We start from the raw sequence: 17,000 nt of genomic DNA, 5'->3' as shown, positions 1-17,000 counted from the left end.
CCACAGCGGGGTGAAATGTTATGTTGTGTCTAAATCGAGCCGCGAGAAACACCAGTCGGCTGCCGAACAGGTTTCGATCCCGCTCGCTGTGTTCGCATCAGCACGAGCATCGTCACCCACGAGATCTCGAACCAGCAACGTCCGACACGCCGGCTGTAAGACCGTCGAGAGCGGAAACCGAGTATCCGGATAGAACCGATACCGAAGCGGCTTCGGCAGTGTCTGCCCGAACGCCGTCACGAACGCCCGCTCTCGCGCATCGCCGAGCGCTCGCACGAGGAGGGACTCGAGTGCATCGGTGGCAGCGTCGAGGTCCCGCGGAAGCGTTTCGACAAGTCGGACGGAGTCGCCGGCAGCGGTGCTTGCCGGAGCGGTGACGAGGGCGGCGACAGGGTGTCCGTCTCGACGGGCGACGTAGGTGGGGTACGATCGGTTCGGTCTGTCGAACCGCCAGCGGTAGAAGCGTTCGCTGCGGTCGGTGTGGAAGCCGGCTGGAATCGAGCGGCGAGAGATCGATGCGAGGACGGCAGCGGGTGGCCGGTCGTATTGTTCGACGGTGAGGCCGCTGTCGGCTGTTAGGAGGAGTCGGTCGCCTACCCGGTGAACCATCGGCACTGCGGTCGTGAGCGACTGGGCGACGCGGTCCGTTGCACGGACGCTACGACTGGACGTTGTGGCGGTGGTGTCCGTGGAGGGATCGGTAGGTGGTGGTGTCGCTTCGGAGGGTGTGGCAGATGGAGTGGGAGATGCGGACGAGGACGTGGACGTGGATGCAGATGCAGAGGGGACTGCAGATGGAGGTGACGACGGTGGTTGTGACGACTGGAACAGCGACGGTACTCGTAACGACGAGGCCGCCGAGGTTGCCAGTTTGCTTACCGAAGACTGCACCGTCTCGGTTGCCGTGGTGGGGTCCGCAGCTACCGTGGATGCAGTCGTCTCGGCGGAGCCGGTTGAGCCGGCAGAATTTTCGGGATCGGGTGCGCCGGCTGAACCGGCTGTCTTGGGTGCACTGGTTGAACGAGCTGTATTTGCGCGCTCTGATCCACCCGTCACCGCTCGCAACACGGTCCCGGGATCCTGCGGTCGGTAATACATCGGCACTGTCCCCACGTCCTGCCAGCCGTAGTTTATATTCCCTTGCTTCGAGTGTTCGTTTGGAAAGTTGAAACAGAACGCCGGATCTCGCGCCTGGCCAACGTAGCGCTCGAGTGCCAGTTCGTTCATCCGGTCGAACAGCCCCTGGCGCTGGTGGTCGGGGTGAACCATCGTGTCGCAGGGCTGGAACGCCGGGAAGACGGTCTCTCCGTTGCGAATCGGTTGCGCGAAGAACGACCGAGCGCCGACGAGTTCGCCGTCCCGCTCGGCAACGATGATCGGCACGTGATCAACGTAGGGGTTCCGTTCGAATTTCCAGCGGAACCACTCTGTGTCTCGCTCCTGGCCGAATACCCGCTCGTAGAGGGAGAGGAAGGCGCTCCGATCGCTCGGTCGAAATGGCCGGACCGTGTACGACGCTTGCGGACGCGGTCGAGTCGAACGGAACTGGATCATGGGGAGTGTCGATGCCGACGGTGAGAGTATCGTCCCGTCTCGCCCCCGCTGTCGCGCCGGCACGACAACAGGTCCTTCAGTCGCTGTGAAAAAAGCAGTTGAGCCTGAATACGCAGCGCATACCACCCCGCTAACCAGTTCGTTCCCGGCGCAGGGTTGTGATTTTGTCCGCGAGCATCTGCGTGCTAGCCTGTCAGGAATACGCTCGTGTTGGATCTGCGTACTGTTTCACGACCGGTCGTCTCAACCCTGTTTGATGATCGTTCCGTCGGTACCCACTGCAATACAGCGACCGGCACCGATCGAAACCGCCAGTAGGCCACCACTATCGGCGGAGTCGAGCGCATCGGACGCGTTATCGAGTGCGGACCAGGCGAACGCGGATGTGAACGGTGCTGAGAATATTCGACAGAAAGTATCTCCGAGTCACGCTACAGATGGCGTTGACGAGACGCAAAGCGTCTCGTCCGCACATCAGAACGCGAAGCGTTCTGAGGACGGCGATAGGAGTAACGGCTGGTTGGCACAGCCATCGACGTTCCTGTTTGACAAGGAAACTGGTGCGTTCGCACCTCAAGAACGGGTCACGTCGTAAACCACAATATCCCAACGCGGGAATCCTCGCCCTTCAGGGCGGGGAGGATGTCAACAGCGACCCAGACCGCGCCACCGTCGTCGGTTGCGTCGACGCCGAAGAGGTCAGCACCGGAAGCGCCAGGCCCATCGTCGAGGACGGTCTCCCACTCGTCGCCGGACGCGAGGACGACACCGCCGTCACCTACCGCGTAGCTGCGGCCGGAGTCGGTGACAATGACATCGTGTAACGTCGCATCGACTGGTGACGATTGGAGTCGCCATCGGTCAGGTGAGGGCCGTTCCTCGGGGTCGTCGTCACTCTGTGATTCGGGCTCAGACTCGGGCTCAGGCTCGACCTCAGACTCAGGCACAGTTTCGAACGCAGAAACAGCTTCAGATCTGGCGTCAGACTCGGTGCCAGACCCAGAGACAGACGTAGGTGCAGATTCAGTCTCGGGTTCAGGATCGGAGACGGATTCGGGTTCAGACTCGAGTGCACGCCGTTGATCAGACTCGTCTGTCCGCTGATCGGCGCGATCGGCGGCGTCTGAAACGGTGTGGTCAGCCTCCGACGCAGCGTCATCGGAGTCCGTCTCGGACTGAGAGGAACTCGAGTGCGCCGAGAAGGCGTCCAGCTCTCCGGCCTGTCTGCGCCAGCGGATGTAGAGGATGACTGGCGGGAGAAGGTACGAGGCGAAGGCGAGGGCGGCGAACCAGCGGTGAACGAACGTCAGTGTCCCGAAGGCAGTGAGACCGACCGTTGCGACGGTGTGGATCCACGTCTTCGTATAGTTTCGAAAGAAGGTTCCGAAGCCGCCGACGGTGGCGCTTGCGTCGGCGCTGCGTTCGTTCGCAGACATAGCACGTGCGAGAGGATTCTCGTGCGAGCGGGAAAACGCCGCTGCAGGCACAGCAGCCGTGCCCGCGTTGCCACTGGGGTCAGGCCAGACCAGCGTCAGGTCTGGGTGAGGTTCGGATTCGGGTTCAGGTTGGGTGCAGGGTCACGTCAACGTCGATGGTGAGAACAAAATCACACACTCAGTGTGGTCGAACAACCAGTCACGATCACAGGTATCCCAGATCCGCCAGCCGTTCTTTCGTTCCTTCTCGCATCGCGACCTCACCCGTCGAATCGGGCTCTGACTCTGCCAGCGGATCGAACCGCTCCTCGAGTTGCTCTTGGAGCGCACTGACGGTATCGGGTTCTGCCTGGACGAGATTCGACTGTTCGCTCGGGTCGGTCAGGATGTGGTGGAGGCGTTCGAAGCCGTCGTCGCCGCGGACGTACTTGTATTCGTGTGTCCGAATCGCACGGAGGCGGCGGTCGAACGTACGGACGCGGTCCGGAATGTCGCCAAAGCGGGCTTCGAGGCGGTCGATCGACGGCTGCGGGGCGACGTACTCGGCGAAGACAGCGTCTCTTGGTTCGTCGTCCGACGCAGGATGGAGCGAACGCCCGTTCGCCTGCTCGCGCAGTTCGGGGTCAGAGATACCGACGGCGTCGAGGAGTGTCAGCGGCAGATCGAGCAGCTGGACGAGGTCGTCGCGGTGGATGCCAGTCACGTCGCCAGTTGTGGTTCCGGTTCCAGTTCCAGTTCCAGTTCCAGTTCCGATTCCGGTGCTGGTTTCGGACGCACGCTCAGCGTCAGTAAACGGCCCTCCGTGACAGACCAGCGGGACGTTGATCAACGTATCGTACAGGTTGTACTGGTGGCCGAAGAAGTCGTGTTCCCCGATGTGCTCGCCGTGATCGCCACAGACCACAAAGAGCGTGTCCTCCCATTCACCGTGGGACTCGAGTGCCTCCCGGAGGCGACCAATCTGGGCGTCGGCATAGGCAAGTTCCGCGCGGTAGAGGCTGCGGAGCAGTTCAAACTCGCGCTCAGTGATCTCGTAGTCCGCACAGTCGTAGGCGCGGGGATCCTGTCTGATCGCGGTCGCCTCCTCGTAGGACGCGTCCTCGGGGAGGAAGCGTTCGGCGTACTCCCGCGGCGGGTCGTACTCGACGTGGGCTTCGATAAAGTTACAGAAGAGAAAGAACGGCTGGTCGCCGTCGCGGTCGCCGAGCCAGCCGTCGACCCAGTCTGCAGAGCGGGCGGCACCGTCGTCACCCGATGGCTGCAGAACTTCGCTGTAGAGGATGTTTGCCGCGTTGACGACGGGGTTGCCGTCGAACAGTCGGTTGCGGGTCGCCTGGAGTTTTTCGCGGAGATCCTCGCCGCGGACGACGGCCCCCATGTCGGCGTCGGATTGGATATACTGCCAGCCCTTCCGAAGGTCGTCGAAGCCCCGGTCGAAGCCGAACTCCTCGGTGATCCAGGTGTTGTTCGAGATGCCAACGGTCTCGTAACCGGCGTCGGCGAACGCCTCGGGAAGCGTTCGGAGCTCCGGATCGAGGAACGTGTGGCCGCCGTGCGTGCCGTGTTCGGAGGCGTAGAGGCCGGTGAACATCGAGCCGTGGGAGGGAAGTGTCCACGGTGCCGTCGCGAACGCGTTCTCGAAAACAGTGCCAGTTTCGGCGAGCCGACACAACGCCGGTGTGGGCCGCGTCGGATCGCGGATCTCGTCTGGGTCGTCTGTGGTCGGGTCGGTTGAACTTGCGGTTTCGGTCGGCCACTCACCGAGACTTCTCGCACGTGCCGTATCGAGTACGATCAGAACCACGTTCCGGGCCGTCGAATGTGACTCCGATTCACGTCCATTAGACTCAGTCGTTGATTCCTCCGCCATGGTTGACAATGCTCCGCCACACGTGGGGAAGGTTACCAGCCCGGAACGTGCAGGTGATTCACGATATCGTGATGCCACATACGACGTATCGAACCTGTCGACATTCGACTGGAAGGAACATTCACGGCCTGTATCACGTCCGAACGCTTACTCAGCCGCTCGATGTATCCCACCTGCATGATCAGCGACCGTCCGAACATCGTTCTCGTCCATTGCCACGACCTCGGGACGTATCTGGGCTGTTACGGAGCCGATGTCGCTACCCCCCATATTGATAGCCTCGCCACCGACGGCATCCGATTCAACCGGCACTTCGTCACCGCCCCCCAGTGCTCACCGAGTCGGGCGAGTCTGTTCACTGGCCGTTATCCCCACCAGAACGGTATGCTCGGCCTCGCTCACGCCGACTGGGAGCTCCGTCCGGACGAGCGCGTCCTGCCGGACCTGCTCGGCGACGCTGGCTACGAGACCCACCTCTTCGGGCTCCAGCATATCACCGAGTACCCCGATCAGCTCGGCTATGACCACATTCACACCGAACAGCCGCTAACCGTCGAGGCGTCGCCGGCCGTCCACGAAACCGCCCGTGCGAAGGCCGTCGCGGACGAGTTCGCGTCCGTACTCGAGACCGACGGGACCAATGAAACTGACGAGTCCCGCGAGCCGTTCTTCGCCTCGATCGGCTTCTTCGAACTCCATCGCGTCGAGGAAAACGGCGGCTTCGGCTTCGAGGCCGACCGGTATGACGCACCGGACCCCGAGGACGTGGCCCCACTCGAGTTCCTGCCGGATGAGCCAGGGATCCGCTCGGATATTGCCGAAATCAACGGGATGCTGGATGCATTAGACGAGGCGACGGGAACAGTTCTTGCGGCGCTCGATCGGGTTGGCGTCGCGGACGAGACGCTGGTCATCTTTACGACCGAGCACGGGCTGGCGATGCCGCGTGCGAAGGGCTGTTGCTTCGATCCGGGGATCGAAGCGGCCCTGCTCATGCGCTATCCATCGCAAATTGACGGCGGCCGGACGGTTGACGATCTCATCAGCAACGTCGACGTGTTCGCGACGCTTCTCGAGATTGCCGACGCGCCGGTGCCGGAGACACAGCTTGCTGGGAAACAGTTTACACGGCTGTTGTTCGGTGGCGAGGGAAGTGGGACCGATAGGAGCGAAAGCGACGGCAACAGCGATCATGAACCAGACGAGTACGAGCCCCGTGACCGCATATTCGCCGGCATGACCTGGCACGATCGCTACAACCCGATGCGAGCGATCCGAACGGAGCGCTGGAAATATATACGCAACTTCTGGCACCTGCCCAACGTCTACATGACGACAGATATCTACTGCAGCGCCGCCGGTCGCGAGGTCCGTGAGGAGTACTACGGCGATCAGCGTGCCTACGAGGAGCTGTACGACCTCGAGGCAGACCCGCTCGAGCAGGAGAACCTCGTACTGGAGGACACACCCGACACAGTGGAAACTCCCGACCAGCACGGAGATCGAGCCGTCGCCGATATCTGCGACCGACTCCGGAACGACCTCGTCGACTGGATGATCGAGACGAACGATCCGTTACTCGACGGTCCGGTCGTCCCCAGCGACTGGGAGTTGATTCATCCAGAGATGGGCGACGATCGGTCTAGTAACAACTGAAACTATGTACACACCAATCGCACAGCCTCCGTACGATTGGGTGTGCACTGACTTGCAGTGGCTACTATAGTTTGGCTCCGCAGCGCAGACGATAATCTGTCTCACTCGATGTTCGGCTCCGCATCCTGACGTTCGGACTCGAGTCGCTGGCAGCCGGTGACCAGCGAGTCAGGAATGTCGGCCGCTGCTTCGTGGAGCGTCGTGAAGATAACCGCGAGCTCGTCGAATCGTTCCCCCCGGACCGCATGAAGCGGGTCGGGTTCCCACTCGACGAACCCGAGGTCGGCGAGCAACGGCAGGTGATTGTGCACCAGTTGCTGTTGGAGCGTCGTCGGATCGACTGGGACATTCGGATTCATTGCCGCTGCCGGCAACGCAACGGACTGGTCGGGCTCCCGATCCAGCAGCGAGACAATAACCTGACGCCTCGGTTCCGCTGAGAGCGCCGTGAAAACCTGGTCCCATCGCTGGTCAACACGCTTCCCGTTGCCGAACCGTACCACCGTCATGACACAGTATGGTAACTACACCGATATAAATAGTGTGCTATTGGTAACCAATATCGAATGGCTGGGGAACGCAATATATTACGAAACGAAATACTCTCGGGGAGAAACAGTCACTAACAAGACTAGTTCGAACGCTGTGCGTTACTGCAGGAGGGACTCGAGTCCCGCCCTGAGAACAGATCGAAACCGTGCCGTGTCGATGGCGGTCGCAACGTGACCGTTCGGCGGGCGCTCGGTAACACCGCGTGCGTCACAGACGAGCGTGCCGCGTGCGATGTCGCTATCGGTTCCGACGCGCATGGCACAGGGTTTGGTCTCGAGAACCCCATTATCGAGCAGCCAGGCGACGACGAGCGCGTCGTGGATCGCAGCCGACTCGATGTCGTAGCGCGCCAGTTGCTCCTCGTCGTAGTAGGTAAGCCACTGACGGATGGTCCACTCGAGTTGGCCGTCCCGCGAGAGCGCTGGGAGGCGGTCCGGCGGGAAGGTTGCGCCTCTGGTGACGTCCAGGCCGACAATGGTCGGCGAGAGGTCTCGCACGACGCGGTGGGCTGCGTGGGGATCGGAGTGGAAGTTCGCCTCAGCGAGCGGGGTGACGTTTCCCTGCCCGAAGGCGGCCCCACCCATGATGACAAGGTCGTCGAGCAAATCCGGCAGGTCGGGTTCCAGTGCGAGCGCAAGGGCGACGTTCGTCAGCGGTGCGATAGCGACGAGCGTGAGGTCGCCGGCATGTTCGCGGGCCTGCTCGACGATAAACTGGGCGGCAGGGACGCCGACGGGCTCGGTCGCGGGGGTCGGCTCTGGCAGGTCTCCGAGAATGCCGCCGGGACCGTGGATGTGCTCGGCCGTCTCGAGGTCGACCGTCAGCGGACAGGTCGCGCCCTTCGCGACCGGAACGTCCGTCCGGTCGACGAGTTCGAGAATTGACCGGGCGTTCGCGGTCGTGTCGTCGACGGTGGTGTTTCCGTGCGCGGTCGAGAGCCCGACGACCTCGAGGTCGTCGCTGGCGAGAGCTAGCGTAATCGCGACGGCGTCGTCACAGCCGGGGTCCGTATCGAACAACACTGGACGGCTCATACCGAAACTGGCGCTTGCGGGCGTATAAAACGCGGGTCGGCGTCGTCCAGGACCGACTCACGGGGTCAACTCCTGTCGCCGGTCAGGAGGTCGACCGCCTCGGGGATACGGTCGAGCATCCCTCTCGCGAGCATGTACCGGGCGTAGCCGTTGGCGAGGCTCCAACGTTGGTCCTCGTCCATCTCTCCTGCATCGATAGCCAGATCCAGATCACCAACGGACACCAGCGTTCGTGCCTCCGAACAGAACAGCCGCGTTAGCGGTTCGGGATCGGTCACAAGCAGGTCCTCGAGTCGACTCACTGCGTCTCGCTTCGCCTCGTCGATCACGACGGCGTCGAGTTCGTCTGTCCCGTCGGTCTCGAACCGTTCCCACTCGTCACGCGCCGCCGTCAGTCGAAGCCACACGTCTGCGAGCGCGACGGTCCCGTACACCTCGTATCCGTCGTCGAGGTACCGCGTGGCACGCTGGAGGTCCGACTCACCACTGGCCGAGCGCGAGTACAACGCGCTGCGGACGTCGCGTCGTTCGCCCTCGAACTCGTCGGCGTCGAATCGGTCGCCCCACTCCTCGCGGGTGGCACGCAGGTCGTCGATCCGGCCCTCGAGTTCGTCCCGGCTCTCGGCGAGTGAGTCGCGGATCGACTCGCTACCGGAATCACGCTCGCGGAGCGCCTCGCGGTAGGCCTTCGCGTCACGGACGCGCAATCGGCTTCGCTGGACGCCGCTGTACACCGTTGCGATCTGTTCAGCGCGATCCGAACGGTCACTGTCGGCGATCTCGGCGTCTCTCCGTCGCGAAAGACCGGACTCTGCCTGGTGCAGGCTGTGCTCGATCGACTTGCCATAGGCGAGGAACGTTTCGGGCGCTGCGGTCTCGTACTCGAACTGGCTCGCCAGTTCCGTCACCGCCTCGAGTCCGTCGTCGACGCCCTCGGTTGGGTCGTCGTCGAACCCGTCCAGAACGGCACGGGCGTAGGCATCACCCTGTGCTGCCTGGTGGAGGTGCAAACCCGTGGATTCGACAGTGCTGACCACGGGCGGTTTCGTCGGCGCTTCTGTGGCGAACTCGTCGGCTGATTCGATGTTGCCTCTGGTGACCGGCGTCTGCCCGAACGGTTCGTCCAGTCGGTCCCAGACAGCGAGGGCAGCGTCGGCATGTTCGGCGATCCGGTCGGCCGTCTCGCGGACGTGTGCATCGGTCGTCTCGACGGCCGGCGGAACCTCGGGAATATCCCGCCGTCGGGTGCGAGCATAGACGATTCGGTCCGGAAGCACGTGGTACAGCGTGGTGCAACCAGCCAGAGCGGCCGTTCCAGCGACGGCTGTTCCGCCGAGGAAGGCCCGTCTGGAACGCCGGGAGGGAAAGGGCGGGCGGCGCATGCCGAAATTATATCCACAATGATTGAAATAAATTCGGTTCGCCGCTCGCTCGCGTATTCGACGACGCTAACACACTCGAGTTGCTTTCTCGAGTCACCACCGATGCGCGCGTTCCGACTCGCCTACGACGGCACCGGCTACTACGGTTTTCAGCGCCAGCCCGACGTGTCGACCGTCGAGGACGCGATGTTCGACGCGCTGCGTGCGCTCGACGTTCTCGCCCCCGACGCGGACAAACCCGCCGGCTACGCCGCCGCCGGCCGCACCGACGCTGGCGTCTCCGCGCTCGCACAGACCGTCGCCTTCGAGGCCCCCGACTGGCTCACTCCGCGGGCGTTCAACGGCCAACTGCCGGCCGACATCCGCGCCTGGGCGGCCGCCGACGCGCCCGACGAGTTTCACGCGACCCACCACGCGCGTAAGCGCGAATACACCTACTATCTGTACGCACCACCCGCCAACGACGACGCACTGCCCGCCAGCGACACCGATGAAGGTCACGCTGCTACTCCCGTCACGGCTCACGCCGTCGACGACGACCGTTTCCAGGCGGCCTGCGACGCCCTCTCTGGGTCCCACGACTTCCACAACCTCACACCCGACGACCACAACACCCAGCGCTCGCCGGGACTCGAGTCCACCCGCGATGGGCACTTCCTCATTCTGACCGTCACCGCGGGCGGCTTCTGTCGCGAACTCGTCCGCCGACTCGTCTCGCTCGCCCGGAATGTCGGCACCGGCGAGGCCGACCTGCAAACGATCGAACGGGCACTCGAGTCCGACCCGCTGCCTGGACACGAGGGAATCGCGCCCGCGCCGCCAGAGCCGCTGGTGCTGACCGACGTCGAGTACGAGGCACTCGAGTTCGCCGTCGACGAGGAGGCAGCCGAGAGCGCGCGGGCGGTGTTCGAGCAACGGCGGCGAGAGCGAGTGACGGAGGCGCGTGTGGCAGGGCGAGTTGCGGACGGAGTGCGAGAGCGGTAGGGCTGCGACCGGGGCAGGCCGGGACGATTATATCACCGACGAATCGGTCAGCACCCGTGACGGTCACGATGGCGAGACGTTTTTATGGACGGGCTCTCACCTCGGCGTATGGAACTGTCCCCCGAGGAGTACGGTGCGTACTGGCGGGCGTCGATCCGCGTCGCAATGGGGATCGTAATCGTTTTCCTCGGCACGCAAGCCGTCGTTTCGCCGCTGCTCACCCACCCGAACCTGCCCGCCGTCGGACTCGGGATCTTTCTGTTCGTTGCGATCGTCTTCATCGGGAGTTTTCTCGCGATGCTCGGAATCGCACGGGTCGTTCGAACCGCGATGGACGCCGAGCTTCGAGGCTGACCGCCAGCGAGTTGGCCGCTACTCCCACCCAACCGGCCAGATCCCTGCCGCTCGCATTCCGGGTTCGTAATCCTGTTCGACCAGTCGCTCACGCAGGTTGTCTACCGCAATCGACGCCACGTCAGTTCGCGTTAGTTCCCACACCAGCAGCGCCGCCAGGATTGCGTGCTCGCGGAGATTCCGCGGATCAACCTTGTCCCGCGTATCGGCCGACGTGTGCCCCCAGCCGCGTCCCCGATCGCTTCCCTTCGGCGGCTCGCTATGGAGTTGGACCGAGGGAACGCCCGCCTGCAGGAACGGCCAATGGTCGCTGAACGGGTGCGGATCCGGCTCGTGGACGACCGGCTGGCCGGCCCCACCTGCGACCGACGCGGCCAGTTCCTCGAGTTCGTCCGACGCGTGCGAAAAGACTTGCAGATCGCGGAATCGGCCCGCGCCGTCGACGTTGACCACCGCACGGATCGAGTCCGGGTCGATCTCGTCGGCAAGCGCTTCGGCACCAAGCAGGCCGATCTCCTCGCAGCCGACACCTGCGATTCTGACCTGGGACTCGAGTACCTCCTCGATTTCGGCGAGGATGTTGGCCGCGCCGGCGACGGTGGCGATGCCACAGCCGTTGTCGAGTGCGCCCTCGCCGATGTCGTGGGCGTCGTAGTGAGCGAGGACGAGGACCATATCATCAGTGTCGGGACCGATAGTCGCGTGAACGTTCTGGCTAGTGCCGTCGCTGGTCCGAGCGTCGACGTGAAGGTGGGCACGAACGTCTTCCGCACGGCTCGCGTACTCGCTTAGCCAGTCACCGCTCTCGGCGCTGACGCCGACGGCCGGAATTTCTTCCTCCTCGTTGAACCGGAGCGAGCCCGTCGGCGGCAGCTGGCCGGATACGTGATTGACGAAGACGAACGCCGCCGCGCCGGCGTCGACCGCGTGGCCGTACTTCTCCATGCGGTGGACGAACCGCTGGTCGGCGGGCGTCGTCGTGCTCGCAACGGCGATCGCGCCCTCGAGGTCGACCGCGTCGATCTCCGCGGGTGTGCCGTAGCCCACGTCGACCAGCTGTCCCTCGACATCGCCGGCAGGCGAGTACGGCAGCGCGATCGTCTCGAACTGCCGCGAGAGTGAATCTGTTTCGACAGTGAGTTCGGAGGTTCCGCGCTCCCAGTACTGCATGTCGAACTCGTCGATACGGGGGTCGTCGAGACCCGCGTCGGTAAACGACTCGCTGACCAGTTCGGCCGCGCGGCGCTCGCCGGGTGAGCCACCCATGCGATTGGGCAGTTCGGTTAGCGCAGTCAAGAGCTCCCAGGCGCTGTCGTCCGTCCAGGCGCGACCGATCGCACGGGTGACGGTGTCGCCAGTCAGTTCACAGTCAGCATCGGTCATACCCACATATTCGCTCGACGCGACAAAAACGCCAGTCACGTCGTTCGATATCCTTTACCACCTTCGTTCCGAAACCGGGAGTATGAGTTCCGTTCCCGAACGGTCAGACATCGACGAGGAGTATACCTGGGATCTGGAGAGCATCTACGCAACCGACGACGAGTGGCAGGACGCCTACGAAGACGTCGCCGAACGCGTCGAAGAGCTACAAGCGTATGAGGGGCAGGTCACCGACGACGCCGAGACGCTACACTCGGTACTCGAGTTGCGCGACTCGGTCATGCGTGACGTGTCGACGGTCGCGGCCTACGCACGGATGCGCCGCGACGAGGACACGACGGATCAGGAGTACCAGGCACTGACCGCTCGCGCACAGTCGCTCGCGGCCGACGCGCAGTCCGCGTCGTCGTTCATCGACCCCGAACTGCAGGAGCTGACCCGCGAAGAGTTCGACGACCTGGTCGAGACGGAGCCGGCACTCGAGCTGTACGACCACTACGTCGACGACGTGCTCCGGATGAAACCGCACACGCGCTCCGCTGAGGTCGAGGAGCTACTCGCGGAGCTTGGCGAGGTCACCGGAGCGACCGGCGAGGTGTACAACATGCTCTCGAACGCGGATATGTCGTTCCCAACTGTGGAGGACCCCGAGGGCGACGCCGTCGAAATCACCCAGAGCAACTTCACGAACCTGCTCAAGCGACCCGACCGGGAGTTCCGCCAGCAAGTCTACGAGGAGTACTTCAACGAGTGGGGGTCGATGCGAAACACAGTCGCGGCGGCGTACAAAAACAGCGTCAAGGCGGACGTAAAGACCGCGCGGGCGCGCAACTACGACACTGCCCGCGAGGCGGCCCTCGACGGCCCGAACGTTCCCGTCGAGGTCTACGACACGCTCGTCGAGAGCGTCCACGACAACCTCGACAAACTCCACCACCACGCCGAACTCAAGCGCCAGGCGCTCGACGTCGACGAACTGCAGATGTGGGACCTCTACATGCCGCTGACCGGCGACGAGGGTCCCGATGTCGAGTACGATCAGGCCGCCGAGTACGTCGTCGATGCGCTCGAACCGCTCGGCGAGGAGTACCAGTCCCGCGTCGCCGAGGGACTCGACTCGCGCTGGGTCGACGTCTACGAAAACGAGGGCAAACAGTCCGGGGCGTACTCCAGCGGCACCTACGACACCCAGCCGTTCATCCTGATGAACTATCAGGACGACATCTCCTCGATGTACACGCTGGCCCACGAACTCGGCCACTCGATGCACTCGCAGTTAACGAAAGACGAACAGCCGTTCGTTTACTCGGGCTACGAGATTTTCGTCGCCGAAGTCGCCAGTACGGTCAATGAGGCGCTGCTGACGGCACACCTGCTCGAGACCGTCGACGATCCGGAGTTCAAGAAACACGTCCTGAACGAATTCTTAGAGCGCGTGCGCTCGACGCTCTACCGCCAGACTCTCTTCGCGGAGTTCGAACACGAGGCCCACCGACTCGAGGAGGAAGGCGAACCCTTGACGGCCGACCGACTCGACGAACTCTACGGCGGGCTCAAGGAGACCTACTACGAACCCGCCGCGGTCGACGACCGCATCGCCCGCGAGTGGATGCGCATCCCGCACTTCTACCGCGCGTTCTACGTCTACCAGTACGCGACCGGCATCTCGGCCGCACTCGCCATCGTCGACGACGTGCTGCCCGACGGCGCGAGCGGCGAACCGGATCGTGGGGCTGCAGACGCCTACCTCGAGTTCCTCCAGCAAGGCTCCAGAGAGTACCCGCTCGAACTCCTGCGCATCGCCGGGGTCGACATGGGCAGTTCCGAGCCGATCGACCGGGCGCTTTCGACCTACGGCGAGCGACTGGACGAACTCGAGGAACTGCTCTCCTGAGCGGTTGACCGGCAGTTGCAGGCTAATCCTGTACTCCTGTTTCGAAATCCCTCCGCGACCCAAAAGCACATTTATCGTCGGGGACTTATCCGAGCACGTCAAGATGTCTCGAAGCCCGTCTCTCCCCGAACGACCTCACCGCAATATCGATCCTGATCTCCCCGACGACGAGCGGGTTGAGGCCCTTCGCGGGCACTATGCGGAACTCGTTGACGTCAACGAACAGCTCGAGAACCAGCTCGATCAGACGACCGAGCGCCGTGAGGACCTTCGCGAGCGCGTCGATCGTGTCGAGCGCGAGAACGAGACGCTCAAGAGTTCCTCGCTGTACATCGCGAGCGTCGAGGACGTCGTCGGCGACGGCGAAGTCGTCGTCAAACAACACGGCAACAATCAGGAGGTGCTCACCGAGGTTTCCCCGCGTATCGCAGAACGCGTCGAGGCCGGCGACCGCGTCGCCGTCAACGACTCCTTTGCGATCCAAACGATTCTGGAGACGGAAACCGACGCACGCGCACAGGCGATGGAGATCACCGAGCGACCAGAGGTCGGCTACGAGGACATCGGTGGCATCGACGAGCAGGTCCGTGAGGTCCGCGAGGCCGTCGAACAGCCACTCGTTGAACCCGAACGCTTCGAAGAGGTCGGTATCGACCCACCAAGTGGCGTCTTGCTCCACGGCCCACCAGGTACCGGGAAAACGATGCTCGCGAAGGCCGTCGCCAACCAGACCGACGCCACCTTCATCAAGATGGCTGGCTCCGAACTCGTGCGCAAGTTCATCGGCGAAGGCTCGCGGCTCGTCCGCGACCTCTTCGAACTTGCACGAGAGCGCGAACCAGCAATCATCTTTATCGACGAGATTGACGCCGTCGCGACGACGCGTACCGAGTCCAAAACCTCCGGTGACGCCGAGGTCCAGCGCACCATGATGCAACTGCTCTCCGAAATGGACGGCTTCGAGGCCCGCGGAGAGATCCGCATCATCGCCGCCACCAACCGCTTCGACATGCTCGACCGCGCGATCCTCCGTCCCGGTCGGTTCGACCGCCTCATCGAAGTGCCCGAACCGAACCGCGACGGTCGCGAGCAGATCCTCGAGATCCACACCCGCGGCATGAACATCGCCGACGGCGTCGACTTCGCAGACCTCGCCGACGAAACTGACGGCTACTCCGGTGCCGAAATCGAGAGTCTGGCTACCGAAGCCGGCATGTTCGCCATCCGCAACGAGCGCGACGAGGTCCACCACGAGGACTTCGTCGACGCCTTCGACAAGATTGAGGCCGACGACTCGAGTGACGTCATTTCCTCTGCGGGTTACTTCTACCAGTAAGCGTTCTGTCCCGTCTTTACTTGGATCGCAAGTCCTTACGCTGTTCGTCCCCGAGCACGACTACAGCAATGAGTACGATCCGAATCGTTCAGGGCTCCGCATCAGCCCCGACCAAAATGGCGTCCTACGATGCCGCCCTCGCCGATGCCGGCGTCGAAAACTACAATCTCGTCGCCGTCTCCTCTGTGATTCCGGCCGCTGTTGACGTCGAAGTCGCTGGTACAGCACCCGACCTCGGCCCCGCCGGCGAACGGCTGACCGTCGTCGAAGCACGAGCGACAACCGCCGGTCCTGACCAAGTGAGCGCCGCTCTCGCCTGGTCACGATCCGCCGACCGCGGCCCCGGTCTCTTCTACGAAGTCGCGGACGAAACCGACCCAGACGACGTCGAACACCGCGTTCTCGAAGGACTCGCCGCGGGGCAGGAACTGCGCGACTGGGAATTCGAGGACTCGAGTGTCGCCGTCGAACACAGCCAGGCTGAGGCGGGCGTCTACACCACGTCACTCGTGCTCGCCGTCTACGGCGAGAGCGAGCCGATTTGCTGAGACGAGCGCGGCCACAATCGGCGTTCTCACCGACTGTGCGAAGGCGAACCCTTTTCACCTGCCGGCCCGTTGCTACCCAATACGCTTCTCATGAACGGAAATACGCCGTACGCAGGGCTACCAGGGGAGACTGCTGCTGGCCAGCGTGCCGCAGCCGACATCCCCGACCTCTCGAGTTCCCAGAAGCGGCTGTTGCACCGCGACGTTTCGCGGATCGCCGCCCGGACCCGTGAGTTTCTCCCCAACGAGTACGCGGTCGACGCCGACGTTTCGACGGGCGCAACCGGTCCGCAGGTGACCGTCGCCGTTCGTCCGCCGGTCGGCCACGCCGTCAGCGCCGGCTTTACGCCTGATCTCGAGGACGTCACCGAGGAGATCATTACCTCTGACGAGCGCGACGAGGTCGCCCGTGGTCTCGCTGCGAGTGCCGCGCTACAGGTGAAACAGGCGGTTAGCGATGCGATGACGCCGACTGCGAAGTAGTCGTCTCGGTACTGCTGCGGCTTTTTGCTGACCGGTGTCGCTACACCACGCGACACAAAAGCAATCGCTGTTCCCCTCAGTAGAGCAACTGCTCGAGTTGGTGCTGTCGCCTCCCCAGATCGATCGCCGACTCGACCGACGGATCACGCTGCAGTCGATCCAGCACCAACAGGGGATCAGCCCCGGCCCGCTCGACATCCCGCAGGAGTGTTTCGATCGCCGACCGATTCATCGCGAGTGACTCGGCAAGTCCGATCGCAAGCGCCAGCGGAACGGCCTGTTCGAGAGTCGTCGGAAACGCGTCGCTGACGCGCGAGAAATCAGGGTCGGTGGGCACAGGCTCATCCGTTTCTGAGTCAGTTGCTTCAGCGTCGTCGCCGAACTCGAGTAGCAAACAGTGTGTACAGAAGGCAGCGGTTCGAAGACCGTCTGAATCGTTGGCGCTCGCGGTGGCGATGTCGGAGAGAAAACCACGGTAGTCAGTCGGCACCGCGAACGTAACCGTTCGTGAACAACACTCCGAACAGGACATTG

Annotated in this window: 15 protein-coding genes and 1 pseudogene; 8 read left to right on the top strand and 8 right to left on the bottom strand. The window is 63.3% G+C overall.

Features of this window, described 5'->3' with window-relative positions; translation table 11 throughout:
• Nucleotides 1-18: 18 nt before the first annotated feature.
• Nucleotides 19-1,617 carry a GNAT family N-acetyltransferase gene (locus C482_RS22290; RefSeq protein WP_241431892.1) on the bottom strand — a complete coding sequence of 533 codons (1,599 nt, stop codon included), beginning with the start codon at nt 1,615-1,617 and terminating at the stop codon, nt 19-21.
• A 310-nt stretch (nt 1,618-1,927) separates the two neighbouring features.
• On the opposite strand from C482_RS22290, the pseudogene C482_RS06710 reads away from it, so the two are divergent.
• Nucleotides 1,928-2,149: pseudogene (locus C482_RS06710) on the top strand (RNA-guided endonuclease TnpB family protein); the annotation flags it as partial.
• Here C482_RS06710 and C482_RS06705 read toward each other — a convergent pair.
• Complete coding sequence (locus tag C482_RS06705; RefSeq protein WP_006166764.1) at nt 2,139-2,990, bottom strand: hypothetical protein; 852 nt, start codon at nt 2,988-2,990, stop codon at nt 2,139-2,141. The pseudogene C482_RS06710 and the gene C482_RS06705 overlap by 11 nt on opposite strands.
• Nucleotides 2,991-3,195: 205 nt before the next feature.
• Nucleotides 3,196-4,860 carry a sulfatase gene (locus C482_RS06700; RefSeq protein WP_049896538.1) on the bottom strand — a complete coding sequence of 555 codons (1,665 nt, stop codon included), beginning with the start codon at nt 4,858-4,860 and terminating at the stop codon, nt 3,196-3,198.
• Between the two features lie 177 nt (nt 4,861-5,037).
• Between C482_RS06700 and C482_RS06695 the strand changes: the two genes are divergently transcribed.
• A complete protein-coding gene (locus C482_RS06695; protein ID WP_006166762.1) occupies nt 5,038-6,516 on the top strand; it encodes a sulfatase family protein in 1,479 nt (492 codons plus the stop codon).
• Between the two features lie 101 nt (nt 6,517-6,617).
• Here the strand turns inward: C482_RS06695 and C482_RS06690 are convergent, their stop codons facing one another.
• From C482_RS06690 to C482_RS06680, 3 genes are all read right to left on the bottom strand, one after another.
• On the bottom strand, nt 6,618-7,025 hold the full coding sequence (locus C482_RS06690; RefSeq protein ID WP_006166761.1) for a hypothetical protein: 408 nt from the start codon (nt 7,023-7,025) through the stop codon (nt 6,618-6,620).
• Between the two features lie 141 nt (nt 7,026-7,166).
• The gene (locus C482_RS06685; RefSeq protein WP_006166760.1) at nt 7,167-8,102 is read right to left on the bottom strand and encodes a nucleoside hydrolase; all 936 of its coding nucleotides are present in this window, start codon (nt 8,100-8,102) and stop codon (nt 7,167-7,169) included.
• A 65-nt stretch (nt 8,103-8,167) separates the two neighbouring features.
• Nucleotides 8,168-9,379 (bottom strand): hypothetical protein, encoded by a 1,212-nt coding sequence (locus C482_RS06680; protein ID WP_006166759.1) that lies wholly within the window; start codon nt 9,377-9,379, stop codon nt 8,168-8,170.
• Nucleotides 9,380-9,586: 207 nt separating this feature from the next.
• Between C482_RS06680 and truA the strand changes: the two genes are divergently transcribed.
• A complete protein-coding gene (truA, locus tag C482_RS06675) occupies nt 9,587-10,468 on the top strand; it encodes a tRNA pseudouridine(38-40) synthase TruA (protein WP_006166758.1) in 882 nt (293 codons plus the stop codon).
• A 108-nt stretch (nt 10,469-10,576) separates the two neighbouring features.
• Nucleotides 10,577-10,822, top strand: a complete 246-nt coding sequence (locus C482_RS06670) for a hypothetical protein (protein WP_006166757.1) — start codon at nt 10,577-10,579, stop codon at nt 10,820-10,822.
• 18 nt (nt 10,823-10,840) lie between these two features.
• On the opposite strand, the gene C482_RS06665 is transcribed toward C482_RS06670, so the two are convergent.
• Nucleotides 10,841-12,205 (bottom strand): M28 family peptidase, encoded by a 1,365-nt coding sequence (locus tag C482_RS06665; protein WP_006166756.1) that lies wholly within the window; start codon nt 12,203-12,205, stop codon nt 10,841-10,843.
• 82 nt (nt 12,206-12,287) lie between these two features.
• Here C482_RS06665 and pepF point away from each other — a divergent pair, with 82 nt between their 5' ends.
• The 4 genes from pepF to C482_RS06645 all read left to right on the top strand — a co-directional run bounded on the left by pepF (nt 12,288) and on the right by C482_RS06645 (nt 16,466).
• A complete protein-coding gene (gene pepF / locus C482_RS06660; protein WP_006166755.1) occupies nt 12,288-14,099 on the top strand; it encodes an oligoendopeptidase F in 1,812 nt (603 codons plus the stop codon).
• A 103-nt stretch (nt 14,100-14,202) separates the two neighbouring features.
• Nucleotides 14,203-15,435 (top strand): proteasome-activating nucleotidase Pan2, encoded by a 1,233-nt coding sequence (gene pan2 / locus C482_RS06655; protein ID WP_006166754.1) that lies wholly within the window; start codon nt 14,203-14,205, stop codon nt 15,433-15,435.
• Between the two features lie 68 nt (nt 15,436-15,503).
• Nucleotides 15,504-15,983 (top strand): pyruvoyl-dependent arginine decarboxylase, encoded by a 480-nt coding sequence (locus C482_RS06650; protein ID WP_006166753.1) that lies wholly within the window; start codon nt 15,504-15,506, stop codon nt 15,981-15,983.
• A gap of 90 nt (nt 15,984-16,073) precedes the next feature.
• Nucleotides 16,074-16,466, top strand: a complete 393-nt coding sequence (locus C482_RS06645; RefSeq protein ID WP_006166752.1) for a DUF5811 family protein — start codon at nt 16,074-16,076, stop codon at nt 16,464-16,466.
• A 76-nt stretch (nt 16,467-16,542) separates the two neighbouring features.
• On the opposite strand, the gene C482_RS06640 is transcribed toward C482_RS06645, so the two are convergent.
• Entirely contained in the window at nt 16,543-16,998 is a 456-nt protein-coding gene (locus C482_RS06640) for a DUF6276 family protein (protein WP_006166751.1), read from the bottom strand.
• Nucleotides 16,999-17,000 lie beyond the last annotated feature (2 nt).

The sequence above is a fragment of the Natrialba chahannaoensis JCM 10990 genome, assembly GCF_000337135.1.
GTDB lineage: Archaea > Halobacteriota > Halobacteria > Halobacteriales > Natrialbaceae > Natrialba > Natrialba chahannaoensis.
The sequence above is the reverse complement of the archived record's forward strand: the minus strand, read 5'-3'. Positions and strand labels throughout refer to the sequence as shown.

Bases quoted from the DNA above. Each gene is read 5' to 3' on its own strand.
- C482_RS06705 (WP_006166764.1), bottom strand. From the start codon at position 2,990: ATGTCTGCGAACGAACGCAGCGCCGACGCAAGCGCCACCGTCGGCGGC.
- C482_RS06700 (WP_049896538.1), bottom strand. From the start codon at position 4,860: ATGGCGGAGGAATCAACGACTGAGTCTAATGGACGTGAATCGGAGTCA.
- C482_RS06695 (WP_006166762.1), top strand. From the start codon at position 5,038: ATGATCAGCGACCGTCCGAACATCGTTCTCGTCCATTGCCACGACCTC.
- C482_RS06690 (WP_006166761.1), bottom strand. From the start codon at position 7,025: ATGACGGTGGTACGGTTCGGCAACGGGAAGCGTGTTGACCAGCGATGG.
- C482_RS06685 (WP_006166760.1), bottom strand. From the start codon at position 8,102: ATGAGCCGTCCAGTGTTGTTCGATACGGACCCCGGCTGTGACGACGCC.
- truA (WP_006166758.1), top strand. From the start codon at position 9,587: ATGCGCGCGTTCCGACTCGCCTACGACGGCACCGGCTACTACGGTTTT.
- C482_RS06670 (WP_006166757.1), top strand. From the start codon at position 10,577: ATGGAACTGTCCCCCGAGGAGTACGGTGCGTACTGGCGGGCGTCGATC.
- C482_RS06665 (WP_006166756.1), bottom strand. From the start codon at position 12,205: ATGACCGATGCTGACTGTGAACTGACTGGCGACACCGTCACCCGTGCG.
- pepF (WP_006166755.1), top strand. From the start codon at position 12,288: ATGAGTTCCGTTCCCGAACGGTCAGACATCGACGAGGAGTATACCTGG.
- pan2 (WP_006166754.1), top strand. From the start codon at position 14,203: ATGTCTCGAAGCCCGTCTCTCCCCGAACGACCTCACCGCAATATCGAT.
- C482_RS06650 (WP_006166753.1), top strand. From the start codon at position 15,504: ATGAGTACGATCCGAATCGTTCAGGGCTCCGCATCAGCCCCGACCAAA.
- C482_RS06645 (WP_006166752.1), top strand. From the start codon at position 16,074: ATGAACGGAAATACGCCGTACGCAGGGCTACCAGGGGAGACTGCTGCT.
- C482_RS06640 (WP_006166751.1), bottom strand. From the start codon at position 16,998: ATGTCCTGTTCGGAGTGTTGTTCACGAACGGTTACGTTCGCGGTGCCG.